The sequence below is a fragment of the Streptomyces sp. NPDC049541 genome (assembly GCF_044465725.1).
GTDB lineage: Bacteria > Actinomycetota > Actinomycetes > Streptomycetales > Streptomycetaceae > Streptomyces.
The window spans coordinates 567,042-582,549 of the sequence record NZ_JBITLY010000005.1; the positions used below are offsets into that span (position 1 = coordinate 567,042).

Here is a 15,508-nt window from a genome sequence, read left to right on the forward strand (position 1 = left end):
CGCCCAGCCCCGCCGGATCCGTTCGCCTCCCGCCGTCCGTCCCGCCGTACCGCCCGCCGAAACAATCCGTTCCACTGGGGGAGTTGGAAGCACCCGTGACCACCTGGACCGACCACACCGCCGACCGCCCCATCTCCCTCACCGCCCCCAGCGGCATCGACCGCGCCGCCCACCACCGCCTCGACGAGGCCTGGCTCGCAGCGGCATGGAGCCACCCCACCACCCGCTGCTTCGTGGTCTCCGGCGGCCAGGTCCTCATCGACGAGACACCCGACGGCCGCACCGAACTCGTCATGACCCCCTCCTTCGAAGCCCCCCTCACCGAGGCCCACCGCTACTTCCTCGGCACCGACGAAGAAGGCATCAGCTACTTCGCCCTCCAGAAGGACGCCCTGCCCGGCCGCATCGACCAGTCCGCACGCCCCGCGGGCCTGCGCGAGGCCGGCCTCCTGCTGTCCCCCCGCGACACGGGCCTGATGGTGCACGCAGTCGGCCTGGAGAACTGGCAGCGCACCCACCGCTTCTGCTCCCGCTGCGGCGAACGCACCGTCATCGCCGCCGCCGGCCACATCCGCCGCTGCTCCGCCTGCGGCGCCGAGCACTACCCGCGCACCGACCCCGCCGTGATCATGGCCGTCACCGACGAGGAGGACCGCATCCTGCTCGGCCGCCAGGTCCACTGGCCCGAAGGGCGCTTCTCCACGCTCGCCGGCTTCGTCGAACCCGGCGAGTCCATCGAGCAGTCCGTACGACGCGAGGTCTTCGAGGAGGCCGGCATCACCGTCGGCACCGTCGAGTACGTCGCCAGCCAGCCCTGGCCCTTCCCGTCCAGCCTCATGCTCGGCTTCATGGCCCGCGCCACCTCCACCGAGATCAACGTCGACGGCGACGAGATCCACGAAGCCCGCTGGTTCTCCCGGGACGAACTGGGCGCAGCATTCGAAACCGGCGAGGTACTGCCCCCCTACGGCATCTCCATCGCCGCCCGCCTGATCGAGATGTGGTACGGCAAGCCCCTGCCGACGAGGAGCTTCGTCTGAGCCCGACGCCGCGATGACAGACCCGTACTGGAACCACAACGTCCACTACCACCCCGTCGTCCTCGCAGCCGTCCCCGACGGCTGCCGGACGGCCCTGGACGTCGGATGCGGCGACGGGCTGCTCGCACGCAAGCCGGCACAGAAAGCCGAATCGGTGACCGGCATGGACCGCTCACCGGAAATGATCCGGCTCGCGCGCGAGCAGACGCCGGAGAACGTCACATTCCAGGAGGGCGACTACCTCGACGACACCCTCCCCGAGGGCAGGTACGACTTCGTCAGCGCCGTCGCCGTGGTCCACCACGCGCCGTTCGAGGACGCCGTGCGGGCCTGGTACGACTGCTGGCCCCCGGCGGCCGACTGATGATCGTCGGGATGGCGTACCACCACACCGCCCTCGACCGGGTGATCAGCGGCTGCGGCCTGCCCGCAAGCCTGCTGAACGCACGGCTGCACGGCGGCAAACGAGGCCCGGCCGGCATGCCCGTCAAGGACTCCGCCATGCACCGGGCCGAGGCCCGCACAGCGGCACACCACCTGCTGCCCGGCTGCCGGTTCCGCCGCCGACTGCTGTGGCGCTACACCGCAGTGTGGGGCAAACCACAAGAAGGCGGTTCCTGAACCGACCCAGGAACCGCCCTCCGAACAAAACCCTGCAGCGCCTACGCGCCGATCTTCTGCTTCACCTGCGCCAGCGACGGGTTCGTCAGCGTCGAACCATCCGGGAACAGCACCGTCTGTGGCGGCCAGGGAGGGCCGCCCATGTCTTGGGGAGGGGCAAGGGTGAGCGACAAGCCCAGGGCGCTCGGCGTGGTCCGTCTGTCTGTAGGCAACGAGAACCAGACCGGTGAGGAAACGCAGCGCACACGCATCAGCAAGCGGGCGGACGCCGAAGAGATGGAGTTGGTCGACTTCGCCGTCGACATCGACGTGTCGGCGTCCATCTCGCCGTGGATGCGCCCGTCCTTGGGTGACTGGCTCAACAACAAGAGAGACCAGTTCGACCACATCGTCATCCTGAAGATCGACCGCATCGCTCGGTCGGTCCGTCACCTCTCCGACATCATCGAGTGGTGCGAGGCGAACGGTAAGGGCCTGATCTCCTGTGAGGAGGGCTTCGACCTCTCGAAGCCATGGGGTAAGACCATTGCCAAGATCCTGGCCGTGGTCGCGGAGGCGGAGCTGGACGCCATCAAGGTCCGCAACAAGGCGTCCCGGGAGACCATGCGCAAGACGGGTCGCTGGCCCGGGGGCCTTGTCCCCTTCGGGCGCAGGGCGGTGAAGGGCGACGAAGGGTTCAATCTGGAACTGGACCCCGAGTACGGCCCGACGCTGATCGAGATGATTCGGCGCTTCGTTGAGAAGCCGAGTTTCTCGGGTGTGGCCGACTGGCTGAACGAGCAAGGCGTACCTACGGCTCAGGACATCGCTCGTATCCGCGCGGCGGCTGGGGAGAGCACGACGCGGCTGGCCGCTCCGAAGCCGCGCGGAAGCAGGTGGACAGCGACGACGGTGCAGGCCGTACTGACCAGTCGATCCCTTCTTGGGGAGTACGTAAGCGCCAACGGCTCCGTGGTCCGCAACGATGACGGAACGCCCGTCATGCGGTCGGAACCGGTGCTGAACGAGGAGGAGTGGGCCAAGCTGTCGGAAGCCGTCGCCTCGGTCAAGTACAAGAAACCGAAGGGCTCCACCTCGCCGACGGTGGGCGTGACGTTCTGCCTGACGTGCGGGAGCCCGCTGTACTACGTCAAGGGCAACCTGTCCAAGGGGCAGCGTGAGCGGTACCGCTGTCACGGCAACAAGAGCAAGGGCATCGACGCCTGCCCGAAGCAGAGGTTCTGGGCCGAGGATCTGTACCCCTGGTTGGAGTCGGCCTTGCTCGGAGAGATCGGCCACCTGGAACGGATGGAGTCGACGACGACCATCGACGACAGCCGCGCGGCGAAGCTCGCCGTGATCGACGGCAAGATGAACCAGCTCCTCAAGGAGCTCCAGCAGGACGAGATCAGCGCCGTCGCATACGCCTCGCAGGTCGCGAGCCTCGCCCAGGAACGCGAGAAGATCACCAACCAGGAAGGGCCGAAGCCCGTGACCGTATGGACGGGAACGGGGGAGAGCTACACGGACTGGTGGCAGCGGTCGAGCACCGACGAGCGCCGGGAGTTCCTGAAGAAGCACAAGGTGAAGGCGTACTTCCGGCCCGATGTCCTCGCCATCGATCCAGGCGACCTCATCGAGAACATCCGGCAGCAGGGTGTCTCTTGGTGGGACGTCCCCGTCAAGGCTTCGCAGGTGCTGGCGCCGATCGTGCCTGTCTCGCTGTCTGCGAAGCCGTACGAGAAGCCTCCGACGCTCACGGGGGTGGAGTGGGAAATCGTGAGCCGTTGGGAGGACTTCGAAGCGGAACGTGCCGCGCAGCAAGCGAAGGCCGAAGGGGAAGCCAAGGGAGCAGAGCGGGCCAACAAGGTTCCGGCTCCCGCCTGACGCTGGCAAGCAAGGAAGGCCCCCGACCGTGGGGGCCTTTCCCGTTTCGGCATGTTGTACGGTGCCGGGCCAGGTCGCCGCCGTCGCTCCCGACCGCAAGAGTCCGAGTCCAGGCCCGAAGCCTTGGGCGCCCACCTGTGAAGCGCGCTGTATCTTCCGCACGGCCACCCCGCGAACAAGGGAGACGCATGTCCCGCCATCCGGCGGGGGTCGCCGGCGCACCCCTGTGCGCCTCACAGGAAGGAGCCGCAACCAGTGGCCATCAGCTTCGGTCATGACCGCCCGTGGAGCGGAGTCTCCCCGCGCGAGTACCGGCGCATGGCGCAGGAACCTTGGCACCCGCTCGCCTACCGAGTGCACTTCGCCGCACTGGGCTGGGCTGACCGTCAGGGACACGCGCCCTTCGACCCCGGGAAGCTGGCCGCCCTGCTGGGCAAGGAGGGCAAGCCCCTGTCCGACCAGAGCACGACCAACGCAGTCAACCGGGCCAAGCGACTCCAGCTCATCTCGCCCCGATCGGGGACCGCTTGCCTTGTCCTGCCTCCTCACCTCTTCCAGAAGGGGAAGGGCGCGCCGGTACCGTGTCGAGTTCATCAAGACCGGTGACCACACACCGCAGGTGTAGTCAGCACACGCCCGACGTGTAGGCACATGAGCAGTGACCTGCGGAAAGGTTCGTGCCCTCTCTTCTCTGTTTGGGTCTTCCCAGTTGCGTCCCCGTTGGGGCGACAGAGAGAGACGGCTTCCGCCTACGGCAAGCGGAGGAGGGGCGCGTCAGCGCCCCCAGAGACGGGCATAGCCGAAGCGGTAAGCAGCATGGGCGGCCGTTCGGCCGCCACAGTCCAAAGTCTCTGCAGCAGAGCGGGCACCGCAAGGGGCCGACAGGAGCAAGCTCAAGGGGGGCGCTACCGCGCCCCACATGGGAAGCCGTAAGGCTCACTCCTGTGCATTCCAGCGCCGTCGCAGAGAAGGCTGTTCTTGCCTGTGACCAGGCGCTACGCCGTCGCCTGCTGGGGGCCGCACCTGCCTGAAAGGCCCTGAGACCGTGGCAGGATTTTGGCCGCCATGACCCGGCGGTCCCTCTTGCCGGGCTCAAGGGGTCATACCCCACCCCCTCTGGCTCTCGGCCGCTCCACCCCGCTCCTACGATGCAGCCATGATCAAGATGTCTTGGGCGCTGGCAGGCGAGCACGCGGACGCATGGATCGGGGCCGACGTACAAGAGGGCGCAGCGGTGCTAGCAGCGCGAGTCGGGGACGTCATCGAGGCGAGCGGCATGACCGCCGAAGCGATACAGCACCGGCGGGAAACCTTCCTTGCTCCCGTGGTCAACGCTCTGAGCACCGACGGACAGTCGGCCCTGTCGCAGGGCGGGACATGGAGCAAGGCAGCCGGGCCGATGCTCGTCTCCGTCTCGCCGACCGTTGCGCAGCGTGATCAGTAACGGGCGTCTCGAACTCTCCGCGCCCCGCAGGGCGCGTTCAGGAGACGGCCCCGCATCCACAGCGACGGGTGCCGAGGGCGGGCCTTGTCCTGCCGCTGAGGTCTCTCTGGGGCACACAAAACCCCCGATCAGCGTCAGGCCGGTCGGGGGCTGCGTCTCGCGAGGGTCAGACGCCGAGCGCCTGCTTCACCTGGGCAAGGCTCGGGTTCGTCATCACGACCTCAGCCCCACCATTGGAGGGAACTACCTGAACCGTCGGCACCGTCTGGTTTCCGCCATTCGCCTTCTCCACGAACGCCGCGGAATCCGGGTCCTGCTCGATGTTGATCTCGTTGTACGCGATGCCCTCACGGTCCATCTGGCTCTTCAGCCGACGGCAGTAGCCACACCACGTGGTGCTGTACATCGTCACAGTGCCCGGCATGTCTCTCGCGCTCCTCAGCTGCTCGGGGATGCTTGGTCGCAGTGATGGAACGTACTTGAAACAGCCACCATTCCCGCACGCGGTACCTCCCCCGACGTGACGCCTGCCGCATTAGTACGACTGCAGGTACCTGCCTGTGGACAACCACCGCACCCGCCTCCGACGACCTGGCAGCATGGCCATGTGACAGCAGCAACGCACTCCACGCTCTTCCCGCAGGTACCGGAGACACCCGACGCCGTGCTCGAAGGGCTCGACCCCGAACAGCGCGAGGTGGCCACCGCCCTGCGCGGACCGGTGTGCGTACTGGCCGGCGCCGGAACCGGCAAGACCCGCGCGATCACCCACCGCATCGCCTACGGAGTCCGCGCCGGAATCCTCCAGCCCTCCAGCGTGCTCGCCGTCACCTTCACCAACCGCGCCGCCGGCGAGATGCGCGGCCGACTGCGCCACCTCGGCGCCGCCGGAGTCCAGGCCCGCACCTTCCACTCGGCCGCCCTGCGCCAACTCCAGTACTTCTGGCCGAAAGCAGTCGGCGGCTCCATGCCCCGGCTCGTCGACCGCAAGATCCAACTCGTCGCCGACGCGGCCGCCGCCTGCCGCATCCGCCTCGACCGCGGCGAACTGCGGGACGTCACCGCCGAAATCGAATGGTCCAAGGTCACCCAGACCGTCCCCGCCGACTACGCCCCCGCCGCCGCCAAGGCCGGCCGCGACACCCCCCGCGACCCGGCCGAGATCGCCCAGCTCTACTCCGTCTACGAAGACCTGAAACGGGACCGCTCCGTCATCGACTTCGAAGACGTCCTGCTGCTCACCGTCGCCATCCTCCAGGACCGGCACGACATCGCCGACCAGGTCCGCTCCCAGTACCAGCACTTCGTTGTCGACGAGTACCAGGACGTCAGCCCCCTCCAACAACGACTCCTCGAACTGTGGCTCGGCGAACGCGACAACCTGTGCGTCGTCGGCGACGCCAGCCAGACGATCTACTCATTCACCGGAGCGACCCCCGACCACCTCCTCGACTTCCGCACCCGCCACCCCGGAGCCACCGTCGTCAAACTCGTCCGCGACTACCGCTCCACCCCCCAGATCGTCCATCTCGCCAACGGCCTCCTCGCCCAGGCCCGAGGCCGCGCAGCCGACCACCGCCTCGAACTGATCTCACAACGCGACCCGGGCCCCGAACCCGGCTACACCGAGTACACCGACGAACCCGCCGAAGCCGAGGGCGCCGCCCGCCGCATCCGCGAACTCATGGACGCCGGCGTCCCCGCCAGCGAAATCGCCATCCTGTTCCGGACGAACTCCCAGTCCGAGACCTACGAACAAGCCCTCGCCGACGCCGGAATCCCCTACCAGCTGCGCGGCGCCGAGCGGTTCTTCGACCGCCCCGAGGTCCGCAAGGCAGGCGTCGCCCTGCGCGGCGCGGCCCGCTTCGGCGGCAACGACACCCTCCTCGACGACGCCGTGGACCTGCCCTCCCAGGTACGCGCCGTGCTCTCCGGAGAAGGCTGGACCCCCCAGCCCCCAGCAGGCTCCGGAGCGGTCCGAGAACGCTGGGACTCCCTCGCTGCCCTCGTGAACCTCGCGCACGACTTCGCCGCCGCCAAACCCACCGCCACCCTCAGCGACCTCGTCGCCGAACTCGACGAACGCGCGGGCGCCCAGCACGCCCCCACCGTCCAGGGCGTAACCCTGGCCTCCCTCCACTCCGCCAAGGGCCTCGAATGGGACGTCGTCTTCCTGGTCGGCGTCGCCGAGGGCATGATGCCGATCACCTACGCCAAGACAGACGAGCAGATCGAGGAGGAACGCCGCCTCCTCTACGTCGGCGTCACCCGGGCCAGGGAGCGCCTGCACGTCTCCTGGTCACTGTCCCGCTCACCCGGCGGCCGCCCGAGCCGACGCCCCAGCCGCTTCCTGGACGCCCTGCGACCGGGCTCCACCGCCACCGCCGGCCGTACCGCCGCGAGCGGCGCAGGGGGAGTCGAGCGCGGCTTCACCCGCAGACCGGACGCCGTACCCCGGCGCACCCAGCGCACCCCGGCCCGCTGCCGGGTGTGCGGGCGCACGCTCAGCGACGCCGGCGAGATGAAACTGATGCGCTGCGAGGACTGCCCCACCGACATGGACGAGGGCCTCTACGAGCGACTGCGCGAGTGGCGCGCGGACCAGGCGCACCGCAGCGGACAGCCCGCCTTCTGCATCTTCACCGACAAGACACTGATGGCCATCGCCGAGGCCGCCCCCGACGAGGAGGGCGAACTGGCGCGGATCCCCGGGGTCGGCGTACGCAAGCTCAACCGCTACGGGGCCGATGTCCTGGCCCTCTGCGCAGGTCGCGAACCCGGAGAACAGGACGAAGGGGACTGATTCAAACTCGTCGAAAAAATAGTTTGCGCATGCCCCAGCAATCCCCATAGGTTCTTAGCCACGGGGACGGAGGCCTTCTCGGAGGCCCTGATTCCGTGTTCTACTTGCATATCCGTCGGACTGGCTCACCCCCGGTCCCCCGAGACGCCGAGAGGAGGCGATTGAAGTGATCAGCATCAGCACCAGCTCCATCAGCACCGCCAAACTGACCGATCGCTCGGTCGTCTCCACGTGCATGCTCGGCGCCTCCAACCTGGGCACCGGTCTGTCCGGCATTCCTGCCGGTCGTCTGGCGTCCGCCCCCGTTTCTCTCGCGGGTCTTCCCATCCGTGAGCGCAATGAGCGACCGACCAAGGCACTGGAAGCAGTAGTGGCACAGGCGCAGGCCTATGCCTTTACCGCGGTCGGTGCCGGAAACCGGAAGCAGACGACGCAGCACCACCTGATGTGGGCCTTCCGTGGGCCAGAACCCTGGAGTGATCCAGCCTGATCGCCGATCAGGCCGGCGCCTTCAGGGCCGCGGAACCCCATCCGGGATCCGCGGCCCTTCTGTTTTCCCCGAACGGGGACGACGGAGCGAAGGGGCCTCGGGACAAGAGCTGAACCCGGTACCAGCCGCCACCCGGTCCAACAGGACCGGAACGACCAGACGAGGAAGACGAACCGTGCAACTCGAAGCGCACGCCCCGTCCGTACCGCCTTCCGAAACGATCCCCCCGCCCGGCCTCACGGAGGACTCCACCTTGATCCCGCTCACTGCGCTCACCGCGCTCGACGACGCCATCGAGAACCTCGGCGTACCCGTCCCCTGCCGCTCCTACGACCCGGAGGTCTTCTTCGCCGAGTCGCCGGCCGACGTCGAGTACGCCAAGTCCCTCTGCCGCACCTGCCCGCTGATCGAGGCCTGCCTCGCCGGTGCCAAGGAGCGGCGTGAGCCCTGGGGCGTCTGGGGTGGCGAGCTGTTCGTCCAGGGTGTCGTCGTCGCCCGGAAGCGGCCGCGTGGCCGCCCGCGCAAGAACCCGGTCACAGCATGAACATCACCGGAACCATCGACCGCCCCCTCACGAACGACCCCAAGAAGCAGGCCCCGATGAAGCCGTCCACCAACGAGCCCGCCGGCTCCGCGATCGAAGATTTCACCACCACAGGCGCGACAGGCTCGCGTCAGAACAGGACCCGAGAGATGCAACTCCTCCAAGAAGCCCTGGCTCGTGCGCATATGCACGACCAACTGCATGAGGCCGAGCGGGAACGCCGGGCAGTGCGCCTGGCGAGCGCCCGCCGGATGCAGCGCCGGGCCGAGCGCGCCTCGATGCGCGCCCGCCGCGCGCTCGCCATGGCGGTCATGCAGTAACCGATCACACCTGAAGCGGTGGCCTCCCGACCCCGGGAGGCAGTAGTTCCCCGCGGGGGCCGGTCCGTCCGAACGGACCGGCCCCCGCGGTGCGTTGTGCCCGCGATCCACCCACCGCGGAGTTATCGTCACCGGGTGACGAGTCTTCCCGGAGGCAGTGACGACTCAGGCTCCCCCGCGGAGCCCCAAGCTCTGGTGTGCGGCCGCTGCGGCGCCCGGGCGGGGGGTCCGCAGCCCACTTGGACCTGCTCCGTGGAAAACGGCGCCCGCCAGTATTTCTGCGACGGCTGCTCGCGGGAGAACCTCAGGGCGATCGAGGGGCGGCTGGACTCTGCCTGGTGGTGAGACGTCCCTCTGGGGGCCTCCCCCTCCCCCTCCCCCCGCCCCCACCCTCGCCCCCCGAAACACAGCCCCGCGGCGCGCACCGAGGCAGCACGGCCCCCGGCCCGCAGTGGCGCACCCTCGGCGCGGCGGCCCCCAGTGAGGGCCGTGCCCCGCAGCCCCGGTCAAGCCTCCGCGGCCGACTCCTCCTCAGTGGCTTCGGCCACGAACCCCGGGAGCCACTCCTCCAACTCCTCGCGCAGTCGCACCGTCGACCCCAGCTGGCACAGCACGCCGATTGTGCTCAATGTCACCCGGTGTATCAGGAGGTATGCCGGTGGCAGGTTCAGCTGCTTGCCCAGCTGGTAGGCGGGGGAGCGGGGGTCGGCGATGCGGGCCGCCTGGCTGCGCATCCAGCCGCGAGTGAAGGTGAACTCGTCGGCCCGGGCCGGTTCGATGATCGGCAGGAGGTAGTCCAGGACGGCGCTCGGGTCCAGCTCGATGGATTCCTTGACGAAGCCCTCCGCGCAGAGGAGTTCGTAGACGGCCTCCGCCTCGCCGTCGAGGGTCATGCGCAGGGAGTCGCCGATGGGGGCCGGCAGGCCGCCCGGGAGGCGGTCGACCGTGCCGAAGTCCAGTACCCCCAGGCGCCAGTCGTCCTCGCCGCCGGGGCCGCCGGGCAGCAGTCGGAAGTTGCCCGGGTGCGGGTCGGCGTGGAGCAGGCCGGTGCGGGCCGGGCCGGAGAAGAGGAAGCGGGCCAGGAGCTGACCGGCCCGGTCGCGCTGTTCCCGGGTGCCGTCCGAGATGATCTCCGAGAGGGGAATTCCGTCGATCCACTCGGTGATCAGGACCTGGTCGCACTGGTGGACCACACCCGGCACCACCACGTCCGGATCGTCCGTGAACTCCTCGGCGTGCGCCTGCTGGGCCTGGGCCTCCAGACCGTAGTCCAGCTCCTCCGAGACACGGTCCCTGAGTTCCGCGATCAGGGGCTTGATGTCCATGCCGGGGATCAGCGGGCCCAGCAGACGGGCGAAACGGCTCAACTGGTTCAGGTCCGACAGGAGAGCTTCGCCGGCACCCGGGTACTGCACCTTGACCGCCACCTCGCGGCCGTCGTGCCACACCCCGCGGTGGACCTGTCCGATCGAGGCCGCGGCGGCGGGCTTGTCCTCGAACTCGAGGAACAGGTCGGGCCAGTCCTCGCCGAGCCGCTCACCGAGCACGCGGTGCACGGTGCTGGTCGGCATCGGCGGCGCAGCCTCCTGCAGCTTCGTCAGCGCCGCACGGTAGGGGCCGGCGACCTCCTCGGGCAGTGCCGACTCGAAGACCGACAGGGCCTGGCCGAACTTCATGGCGCCGCCCTTGAGCTCGCCGAGCACCTTGAACAGCTGCTCCGCCGTGCGCTGTTGCAGCTCGCGGCCGACGATCTCCGCGGACTCCCCGACGATCCGCTTGCCCAGTCCCCAGGTCGCCCGTCCGGCGAAGCCGAGCGGGAGCGCGGCGAGCTTGGCGGTCCGGGTGACCGCCTTGCGGGGAAGATCAGACATGCGCCCTCCAAGTCCCTGCCGGCCGCGCCGCTCGTGCCGTACGGCTGAGCTCCTTCGGCGACCGTTGCCCCCTCATTGTCTCGTGTGACTCCTCGTCCTCGGAGGTGTGTTCTCCCTTACCTTTGTCCGCGGCCCCGCAGGGGCATGCCGGATGGGCCCAGACCGGTCGTGCATGCCAGGTCAGAGCGGGCAGGGACACCTCCCAGCGTGCTCCGGCACTCGTCGGGACCCGGCCGTCCAGGAACGCGAGCGCGTGTGCGGCCGCGAGCCCGGCCACCGTCGTGGCCAGCGCAAGGTCGCAGGGCCGGGCCTGGCGGGGTGTGCCGGAGCGCCACTGCGCGACCAGCCGGGGCCAGGCCGGATCCCGGTCGGTGCGGCCCTCGTGCAGACAGCCCGCGCAGCCCGTCTCACCGGGCAGGACGAGAGGGCCGACGACGCCGGTCGCCTCCACGACGCCGGCGTACAGATGCGGTGTGCCCGAGGCGATGAGGGGTTCGGCGGTGGAGGGGGCGGGGGCGTGGACGGCGACGTCGTCGCGTGGGGCGAGGATCACCAGGGAGAAGCCGGGCTCGCCGTCCGGGGGCGGTGCCGTGTTGCCGCGGCGTGGCGGGCGGTCCGGGGCGGACCGGCGTACGGCCTGCCGGGCGGCTTCGTCCCTGCGGTCGCCGATGGACTCGGCGGGCAGGCCGCCCGGTGCCACGTCGCCGGCCTCGACCTTGCCGACGTCCCGCACATCGACCTCCCCGATGCCGGCGCCCGCGAGCAGTGAGGCCAGGATCGAGCCCACCCGGCCCGCGCCCCGTACCTGGACCCGCAGTGAGCGGCGCGCGGCCAGGCGGCTGATCGCGTCGCCCGGTTCGGTGGTGGTCAGGGACAGTGAGGCGAGGTCCGGGCGCAGGCGGGCGAGGACGTCCTTCTTGGCGCGCAGTGCGTCGGCGGCCGGCCCGCCGCCCTTTGCGTCGTCGAGGAGGCCGGCGCGTGCCAGCCGCTCCACCAGTCTGTCGACGTGACCGTCGGGCAGGTCCATACGGCGTCCCTCCTCGCGCAGGAGGGGCAGTCCGCGGGTGCCGTTGAGCAGGTCGAGAAAGCTGCCCGTCGCCGTGTCCACCGGGCCCAGTGTCAGTGCGTGCGACGGTGCCATTCCGAACTGCACGGTGTTGAGATCGCGCCAGCCGCGCCTGAGCGCCGGCTTCACCATCGGCGCGAGCGGAACCATCGCATCCATGACAGGCCCCCGTAGCCCTCGTTGAACATTCCTGTCCGCCGGTGGAGCTCGGTCGGCGGGCGGTCGATGGTCGGTCGACGGTCCGTCGTGGCTGTGCCGGCGGGAACCAGCATGCCCGCACGGGCGGACGGGTGCCGAAAGTTGTCCACAGGCGGTGGATATTTGTCGTATAAATCAAACGCTTGGTGGCGGATCGAGGCGGAACCGTCCAGGAGTCGGGACTTCCCCCGTGTGCAGCGGGTAACGTCGGGGCGTGCCCGCCGACCCACTGCACCGCGCCGGAATGCCACAGCGCAGCACGACGAGCCAGCCGCCGAGCGGCTCGGGGGCGAGCGCGATCGAGGTCCGCAGGAGTTCCCGTCGACGCAGGACGGTCTCCGCGTACCGCGAGGGCGATCGCACCGTCGTGCTCATCCCTGCCCGGATGTCCGAGGCGGAGGAGCAGCGCTGGGTGACCGTCATGCTCGACAAGCTGGCAGCCCAGGAGAGCAAGCGGGTCCTCGGTGACGGTGAGCTGGCCGAGCGGGCGGAGCGGCTGTCGGGCCAGTACTTCGACGGGCGCGCGCGGCCCACCTCGGTGCGCTGGGTCACCAACCAGAACACGCGCTGGGGCTCGTGCACCCCGGCCGAAGGCAGTATCCGTCTGTCGCACCGGCTGCAGGGCATGCCCGAGTACGTCGTCGACTACGTCCTCCTCCACGAGCTCGCGCATCTGCTGGTGCCGGGACACGGTCCCCGCTTCTGGCGGCTCCTTGAGGCCTATCCGCGCACCGAGCGGGCCCGGGGTTACCTCGAAGGGGTGGTCGCCGCGGAACGGTTGCCGCATCTGCCGGGGGCTCGCGGGGAGTGACGGCCGCTGTGGGGCGGTGGTTGTGTACCGGGTCTGTACCGACTTCATCCGGTGTCCGAGTTAGCCGTTAACCTGGCGCGACGCACTCGCATTCGGGATGGGGGACGGTCGTTACGCATGGCCAGGGAATTCCAACGCGGCCACAAGGCCAGGATCAGTGACCTCACCGCGGGCACCGATCTGTACGTAGGCGTGCAGATCAGCGGCCCCGGACTGACCTTCGACATCAGCTGCTTCGGTCTTGACGCCGACGAACGGCTCTCGGACGACCGCTACTTCGTCTTCTTCAACCAGCCGAAGTCCCCCGAGGAGTCGATTCAGCTTCTGGGTGCCCAGGCGGGCGACACGGAGTCCTTCCGGGTCACGCTCGACCGGATCCCGGCGCAGATCCAGAAGCTGTCGTTCACGGCGACGATCGACGGGGCCGGGCAGATGTCGCAGATCGCCCCCGGGTACCTCCGTATCGTCGCGGGCGGCGAGGAGGTGGCCCGGTACGCCTTCAACGGCTCGGAGTTCTCCACCGAACGGGCCGTCATGCTGGGTGACTTCTACCTCAAGGACGTGTGGCGGTTCGCGGCCGTGGGGCAGGGCTTCGACGGCGGCCTCGAGGCGCTGCTGAAGAACTTCGGCGGCGAGGTCATGGAGGAGGAGGCACCTGCCGCGCCTGCTCCGCAGCAGCCCCAGACCGGAGCCGCTCCCGCCTTCGCCCCGCCCGCGTTCGGCGCCCCGGCCGCCCCGGCACCTGCCCCAGCTCCCGCCCCCGCCCCGGCCCCGCAGGGCTTCGCGCCGCCCCCGGCGCCCGCACCCGCGCCGAACGTGCACGCGGCGCCCACCATCGTCGCGCCCATGTCCCCGCCCGGCGGCGGCCAGGTGCACCCGCCGGCCCCGGCGCCCGCACCCTACGGCCAGCCGCCCCAGCAGCCGTACGGCCAGAGCGCACCGCCGCCACCCGGCTACGCCCAGCCCCCGGCTCCGCAGGCCCCGGGCCCGCCGCCCGGCTACGGCCAGCAGCCCCCGTTCGGGCAGGTGCCGGGACAGCAGGCGCCCTACGGTGCGCCTCAGGGCGCCCCCCAGGGCGGTGCCGGGGTGACCGCGGCGCTGCAGATGTTCAAGGAGACCCCCACCGGGCAGCGCTGGACGCAGCAGAACAGCAAGCTGATCCGTGTCGACCTCGGCATGGGCGGACAGCCCGTGCTGGCCCGGCAGGGCAGCATGGTGCTCTACCAGGGCAAGGTCGACTTCGGCTACAAGGGCGCCGGCTTCGCGGGCCGGATCGTGGGCAACGCGACCGGGCAGGAGATGCAGTTGATGCGTTGCACCGGCCAGGGCCAGGTGTTCCTCGCCGAGAACGCCACCTATCTGCACCCCATCGAGCTCCAGGGCGACGCGATCTGCGTCTCCGCCGAGAGCGTCCTCGCCTTCGACGAGGGCCTCCAGTACGAGGTCCGCCGCATCGAGGGACACGGCATCCCCGGGGGCGCGCTGTTCACGATGCAGTTCCAGGGCACCGGCACGATCGTCGTCAAGACGCACGGCACGCCCGTGGTGCTGCCGGTCACGCCGACCACGTTCGCCGACGCCAACGCCGTGGTGGCCTGGTCGGCCGCCTCCCAGGTGATCGTCTCCAGCCAGGTGCGCATGCGCCGCAACGCCTATCCGGGCGACACCGGCGAGAGCGTCAACCTGCAGTTCCGGGGCGCGCCCGGCAACTTCATCGTCGTCCAGCCGTACGAGGTCTGAGGGAGCCCGTCATGAACCAGCCACTCGCGGGCTACGCCCCCGCACCCGTCACCGCCCGTATGGAGAACCACGGCGACCACATGCTGAAGGTCGCCATGCAGACCGGAAACGACATCCTCGCGCGCGTGGGCTCGATGGTCGCGTACGAGGGTTTCATCCAGTACGAGCCCAACCCGCCGGCCGTGCGCCAGATCGCCCGTGACTGGATCACCGGCGAGGGCGCACCCCTGATGAAGTGCTCCGGCGACGGGCTGCTCTATCTCGCCGACTACGGCGCGAACGTCGTCGTGATCAACCTCAACGGCGACGGGATCTCCGTCAACGCCACCAACCTGCTCGCCTTCGACGCGCACCTCACCTGGGGAGTCGAGCGCGTCAAGGGGCTGGCGAAGTTCGCCGGGCAGGGACTGTGGAACACCAAGATCTCCGGGCAGGGCTGGGTCGCGCTGACCTCCCGGGGCAAGCCGATCGTCGTCGACTGCGGCGGCGGTGAGGACGAGACGTACGTCGACCCGGACGCGCTCGTCGCCTGGTCCCCGAACCTCAAGGTGAAGGGCAAGCGCAGCTTCAAGGCGCAGTCGCTGATCGGCCGCGGCAGCGGCGAGGCCTACCAGATGGCCTTCTCCGGTCAGGGCATCGTCGTCGTCCAGCCCAGCGAGGACAGCACCGACCGCCTGCGGTTCCGGGGCTGAGG

Annotated in this window: 16 protein-coding genes and 1 pseudogene; 13 read left to right on the forward strand and 4 right to left on the reverse strand. The window is 69.6% G+C overall.

Features of this window, described 5'->3' with window-relative positions; translation table 11 throughout:
* Positions 1 to 95: 95 nt before the first annotated feature.
* Genes nudC through ACIBW9_RS21925 form a run of 3 tightly spaced genes read left to right on the forward strand, consistent with a single transcriptional unit; the run spans position 96 to position 1,661 of the window.
* Complete coding sequence (gene nudC / locus ACIBW9_RS21915) at positions 96 to 1,040, forward strand: NAD(+) diphosphatase (RefSeq protein WP_398957403.1); 945 nt, start codon at positions 96 to 98, stop codon at positions 1,038 to 1,040.
* Positions 1,041 to 1,053: 13 nt separating this feature from the next.
* Positions 1,054 to 1,404, forward strand: a complete 351-nt coding sequence (locus ACIBW9_RS21920; RefSeq protein ID WP_398957404.1) for a class I SAM-dependent methyltransferase — start codon at positions 1,054 to 1,056, stop codon at positions 1,402 to 1,404.
* Between the two features lie 11 nt (positions 1,405 to 1,415).
* Positions 1,416 to 1,661 carry a hypothetical protein gene (locus tag ACIBW9_RS21925; protein ID WP_398957406.1) on the forward strand — a complete coding sequence of 82 codons (246 nt, stop codon included), beginning with the start codon at positions 1,416 to 1,418 and terminating at the stop codon, positions 1,659 to 1,661.
* Between the two features lie 41 nt (positions 1,662 to 1,702).
* Here ACIBW9_RS21925 and ACIBW9_RS21930 read toward each other — a convergent pair.
* Positions 1,703 to 1,777 (reverse strand): annotated as a pseudogene (locus ACIBW9_RS21930) (NrdH-redoxin); the annotation flags it as partial.
* A gap of 46 nt (positions 1,778 to 1,823) precedes the next feature.
* Between ACIBW9_RS21930 and ACIBW9_RS21935 the strand changes: the two are divergent.
* Positions 1,824 to 3,527 carry a recombinase family protein gene (locus tag ACIBW9_RS21935; protein ID WP_398957408.1) on the forward strand — a complete coding sequence of 568 codons (1,704 nt, stop codon included), beginning with the start codon at positions 1,824 to 1,826 and terminating at the stop codon, positions 3,525 to 3,527.
* A 1,156-nt stretch (positions 3,528 to 4,683) separates the two neighbouring features.
* A complete protein-coding gene (locus ACIBW9_RS21940) occupies positions 4,684 to 4,971 on the forward strand; it encodes a hypothetical protein (protein WP_398957410.1) in 288 nt (95 codons plus the stop codon).
* 166 nt (positions 4,972 to 5,137) lie between these two features.
* On the opposite strand, the gene ACIBW9_RS21945 is transcribed toward ACIBW9_RS21940, so the two are convergent.
* A complete protein-coding gene (locus ACIBW9_RS21945; protein WP_398957412.1) occupies positions 5,138 to 5,395 on the reverse strand; it encodes a mycoredoxin in 258 nt (85 codons plus the stop codon).
* A 183-nt stretch (positions 5,396 to 5,578) separates the two neighbouring features.
* Between ACIBW9_RS21945 and ACIBW9_RS21950 the strand changes: the two genes are divergently transcribed.
* The 5 genes from ACIBW9_RS21950 to ACIBW9_RS21970 all read left to right on the forward strand — a co-directional run bounded on the left by ACIBW9_RS21950 (position 5,579) and on the right by ACIBW9_RS21970 (position 9,473).
* On the forward strand, positions 5,579 to 7,774 hold the full coding sequence (locus ACIBW9_RS21950) for an ATP-dependent DNA helicase UvrD2 (protein ID WP_398957414.1): 2,196 nt from the start codon (positions 5,579 to 5,581) through the stop codon (positions 7,772 to 7,774).
* 166 nt (positions 7,775 to 7,940) lie between these two features.
* Positions 7,941 to 8,264: a hypothetical protein gene (locus ACIBW9_RS21955; RefSeq protein ID WP_398957416.1), complete on the forward strand. Its 324-nt coding sequence runs from the start codon at positions 7,941 to 7,943 to the stop codon at positions 8,262 to 8,264.
* Positions 8,265 to 8,439: 175 nt separating this feature from the next.
* On the forward strand, positions 8,440 to 8,808 hold the full coding sequence (locus tag ACIBW9_RS21960) for a WhiB family transcriptional regulator (RefSeq protein ID WP_010984500.1): 369 nt from the start codon (positions 8,440 to 8,442) through the stop codon (positions 8,806 to 8,808).
* Complete coding sequence (locus tag ACIBW9_RS21965; protein ID WP_389076121.1) at positions 8,805 to 9,128, forward strand: hypothetical protein; 324 nt, start codon at positions 8,805 to 8,807, stop codon at positions 9,126 to 9,128. Before ACIBW9_RS21960 ends, ACIBW9_RS21965 begins: the two co-directional genes overlap by 4 nt.
* Positions 9,129 to 9,263: 135 nt before the next feature.
* Positions 9,264 to 9,473 (forward strand): hypothetical protein, encoded by a 210-nt coding sequence (locus ACIBW9_RS21970; protein WP_398957419.1) that lies wholly within the window; start codon positions 9,264 to 9,266, stop codon positions 9,471 to 9,473.
* A gap of 161 nt (positions 9,474 to 9,634) precedes the next feature.
* On the opposite strand, the gene ACIBW9_RS21975 is transcribed toward ACIBW9_RS21970, so the two are convergent.
* Positions 9,635 to 10,999 (reverse strand): ABC1 kinase family protein, encoded by a 1,365-nt coding sequence (locus tag ACIBW9_RS21975; protein ID WP_398957421.1) that lies wholly within the window; start codon positions 10,997 to 10,999, stop codon positions 9,635 to 9,637.
* Entirely contained in the window at positions 10,992 to 12,224 is a 1,233-nt protein-coding gene (locus ACIBW9_RS21980) for a TOMM precursor leader peptide-binding protein (RefSeq protein WP_398957423.1), read from the reverse strand. The genes ACIBW9_RS21975 and ACIBW9_RS21980 overlap by 8 nt, the downstream gene beginning before the upstream one ends.
* 253 nt (positions 12,225 to 12,477) lie before the next feature.
* On the opposite strand from ACIBW9_RS21980, the gene ACIBW9_RS21985 reads away from it, so the two are divergent.
* The 3 genes from ACIBW9_RS21985 (at position 12,478) to ACIBW9_RS21995 (ending at position 15,506) form a co-directional block, all read left to right on the forward strand.
* Positions 12,478 to 13,074: a M48 family metallopeptidase gene (locus ACIBW9_RS21985; protein WP_398957425.1), complete on the forward strand. Its 597-nt coding sequence runs from the start codon at positions 12,478 to 12,480 to the stop codon at positions 13,072 to 13,074.
* A 117-nt stretch (positions 13,075 to 13,191) separates the two neighbouring features.
* Positions 13,192 to 14,814, forward strand: a complete 1,623-nt coding sequence (locus ACIBW9_RS21990; protein ID WP_398957428.1) for a TerD family protein — start codon at positions 13,192 to 13,194, stop codon at positions 14,812 to 14,814.
* Positions 14,815 to 14,825: 11 nt separating this feature from the next.
* Positions 14,826 to 15,506, forward strand: coding sequence for an AIM24 family protein (locus ACIBW9_RS21995; RefSeq protein WP_398957430.1), 681 nt, complete (start codon positions 14,826 to 14,828; stop codon positions 15,504 to 15,506).
* The last annotated feature ends 2 nt before the right edge of the window (positions 15,507 to 15,508 follow it).

What these genes read in the sequence shown, in the direction of transcription:
- ACIBW9_RS21980 (WP_398957423.1), bottom strand. Translation starts at nt 12,224, where the DNA reads ATGGATGCGATGGTTCCGCTCGCGCCGATGGTGAAGCCGGCGCTCAGG.
- ACIBW9_RS21965 (WP_389076121.1), top strand. Translation starts at nt 8,805, where the DNA reads ATGAACATCACCGGAACCATCGACCGCCCCCTCACGAACGACCCCAAG.
- ACIBW9_RS21945 (WP_398957412.1), bottom strand. Translation starts at nt 5,395, where the DNA reads ATGCCGGGCACTGTGACGATGTACAGCACCACGTGGTGTGGCTACTGC.
- ACIBW9_RS21990 (WP_398957428.1), top strand. Translation starts at nt 13,192, where the DNA reads ATGGCCAGGGAATTCCAACGCGGCCACAAGGCCAGGATCAGTGACCTC.
- ACIBW9_RS21975 (WP_398957421.1), bottom strand. Translation starts at nt 10,999, where the DNA reads ATGTCTGATCTTCCCCGCAAGGCGGTCACCCGGACCGCCAAGCTCGCC.
- ACIBW9_RS21920 (WP_398957404.1), top strand. Translation starts at nt 1,054, where the DNA reads ATGACAGACCCGTACTGGAACCACAACGTCCACTACCACCCCGTCGTC.
- ACIBW9_RS21925 (WP_398957406.1), top strand. Translation starts at nt 1,416, where the DNA reads ATGGCGTACCACCACACCGCCCTCGACCGGGTGATCAGCGGCTGCGGC.
- ACIBW9_RS21995 (WP_398957430.1), top strand. Translation starts at nt 14,826, where the DNA reads ATGAACCAGCCACTCGCGGGCTACGCCCCCGCACCCGTCACCGCCCGT.
- ACIBW9_RS21940 (WP_398957410.1), top strand. Translation starts at nt 4,684, where the DNA reads ATGATCAAGATGTCTTGGGCGCTGGCAGGCGAGCACGCGGACGCATGG.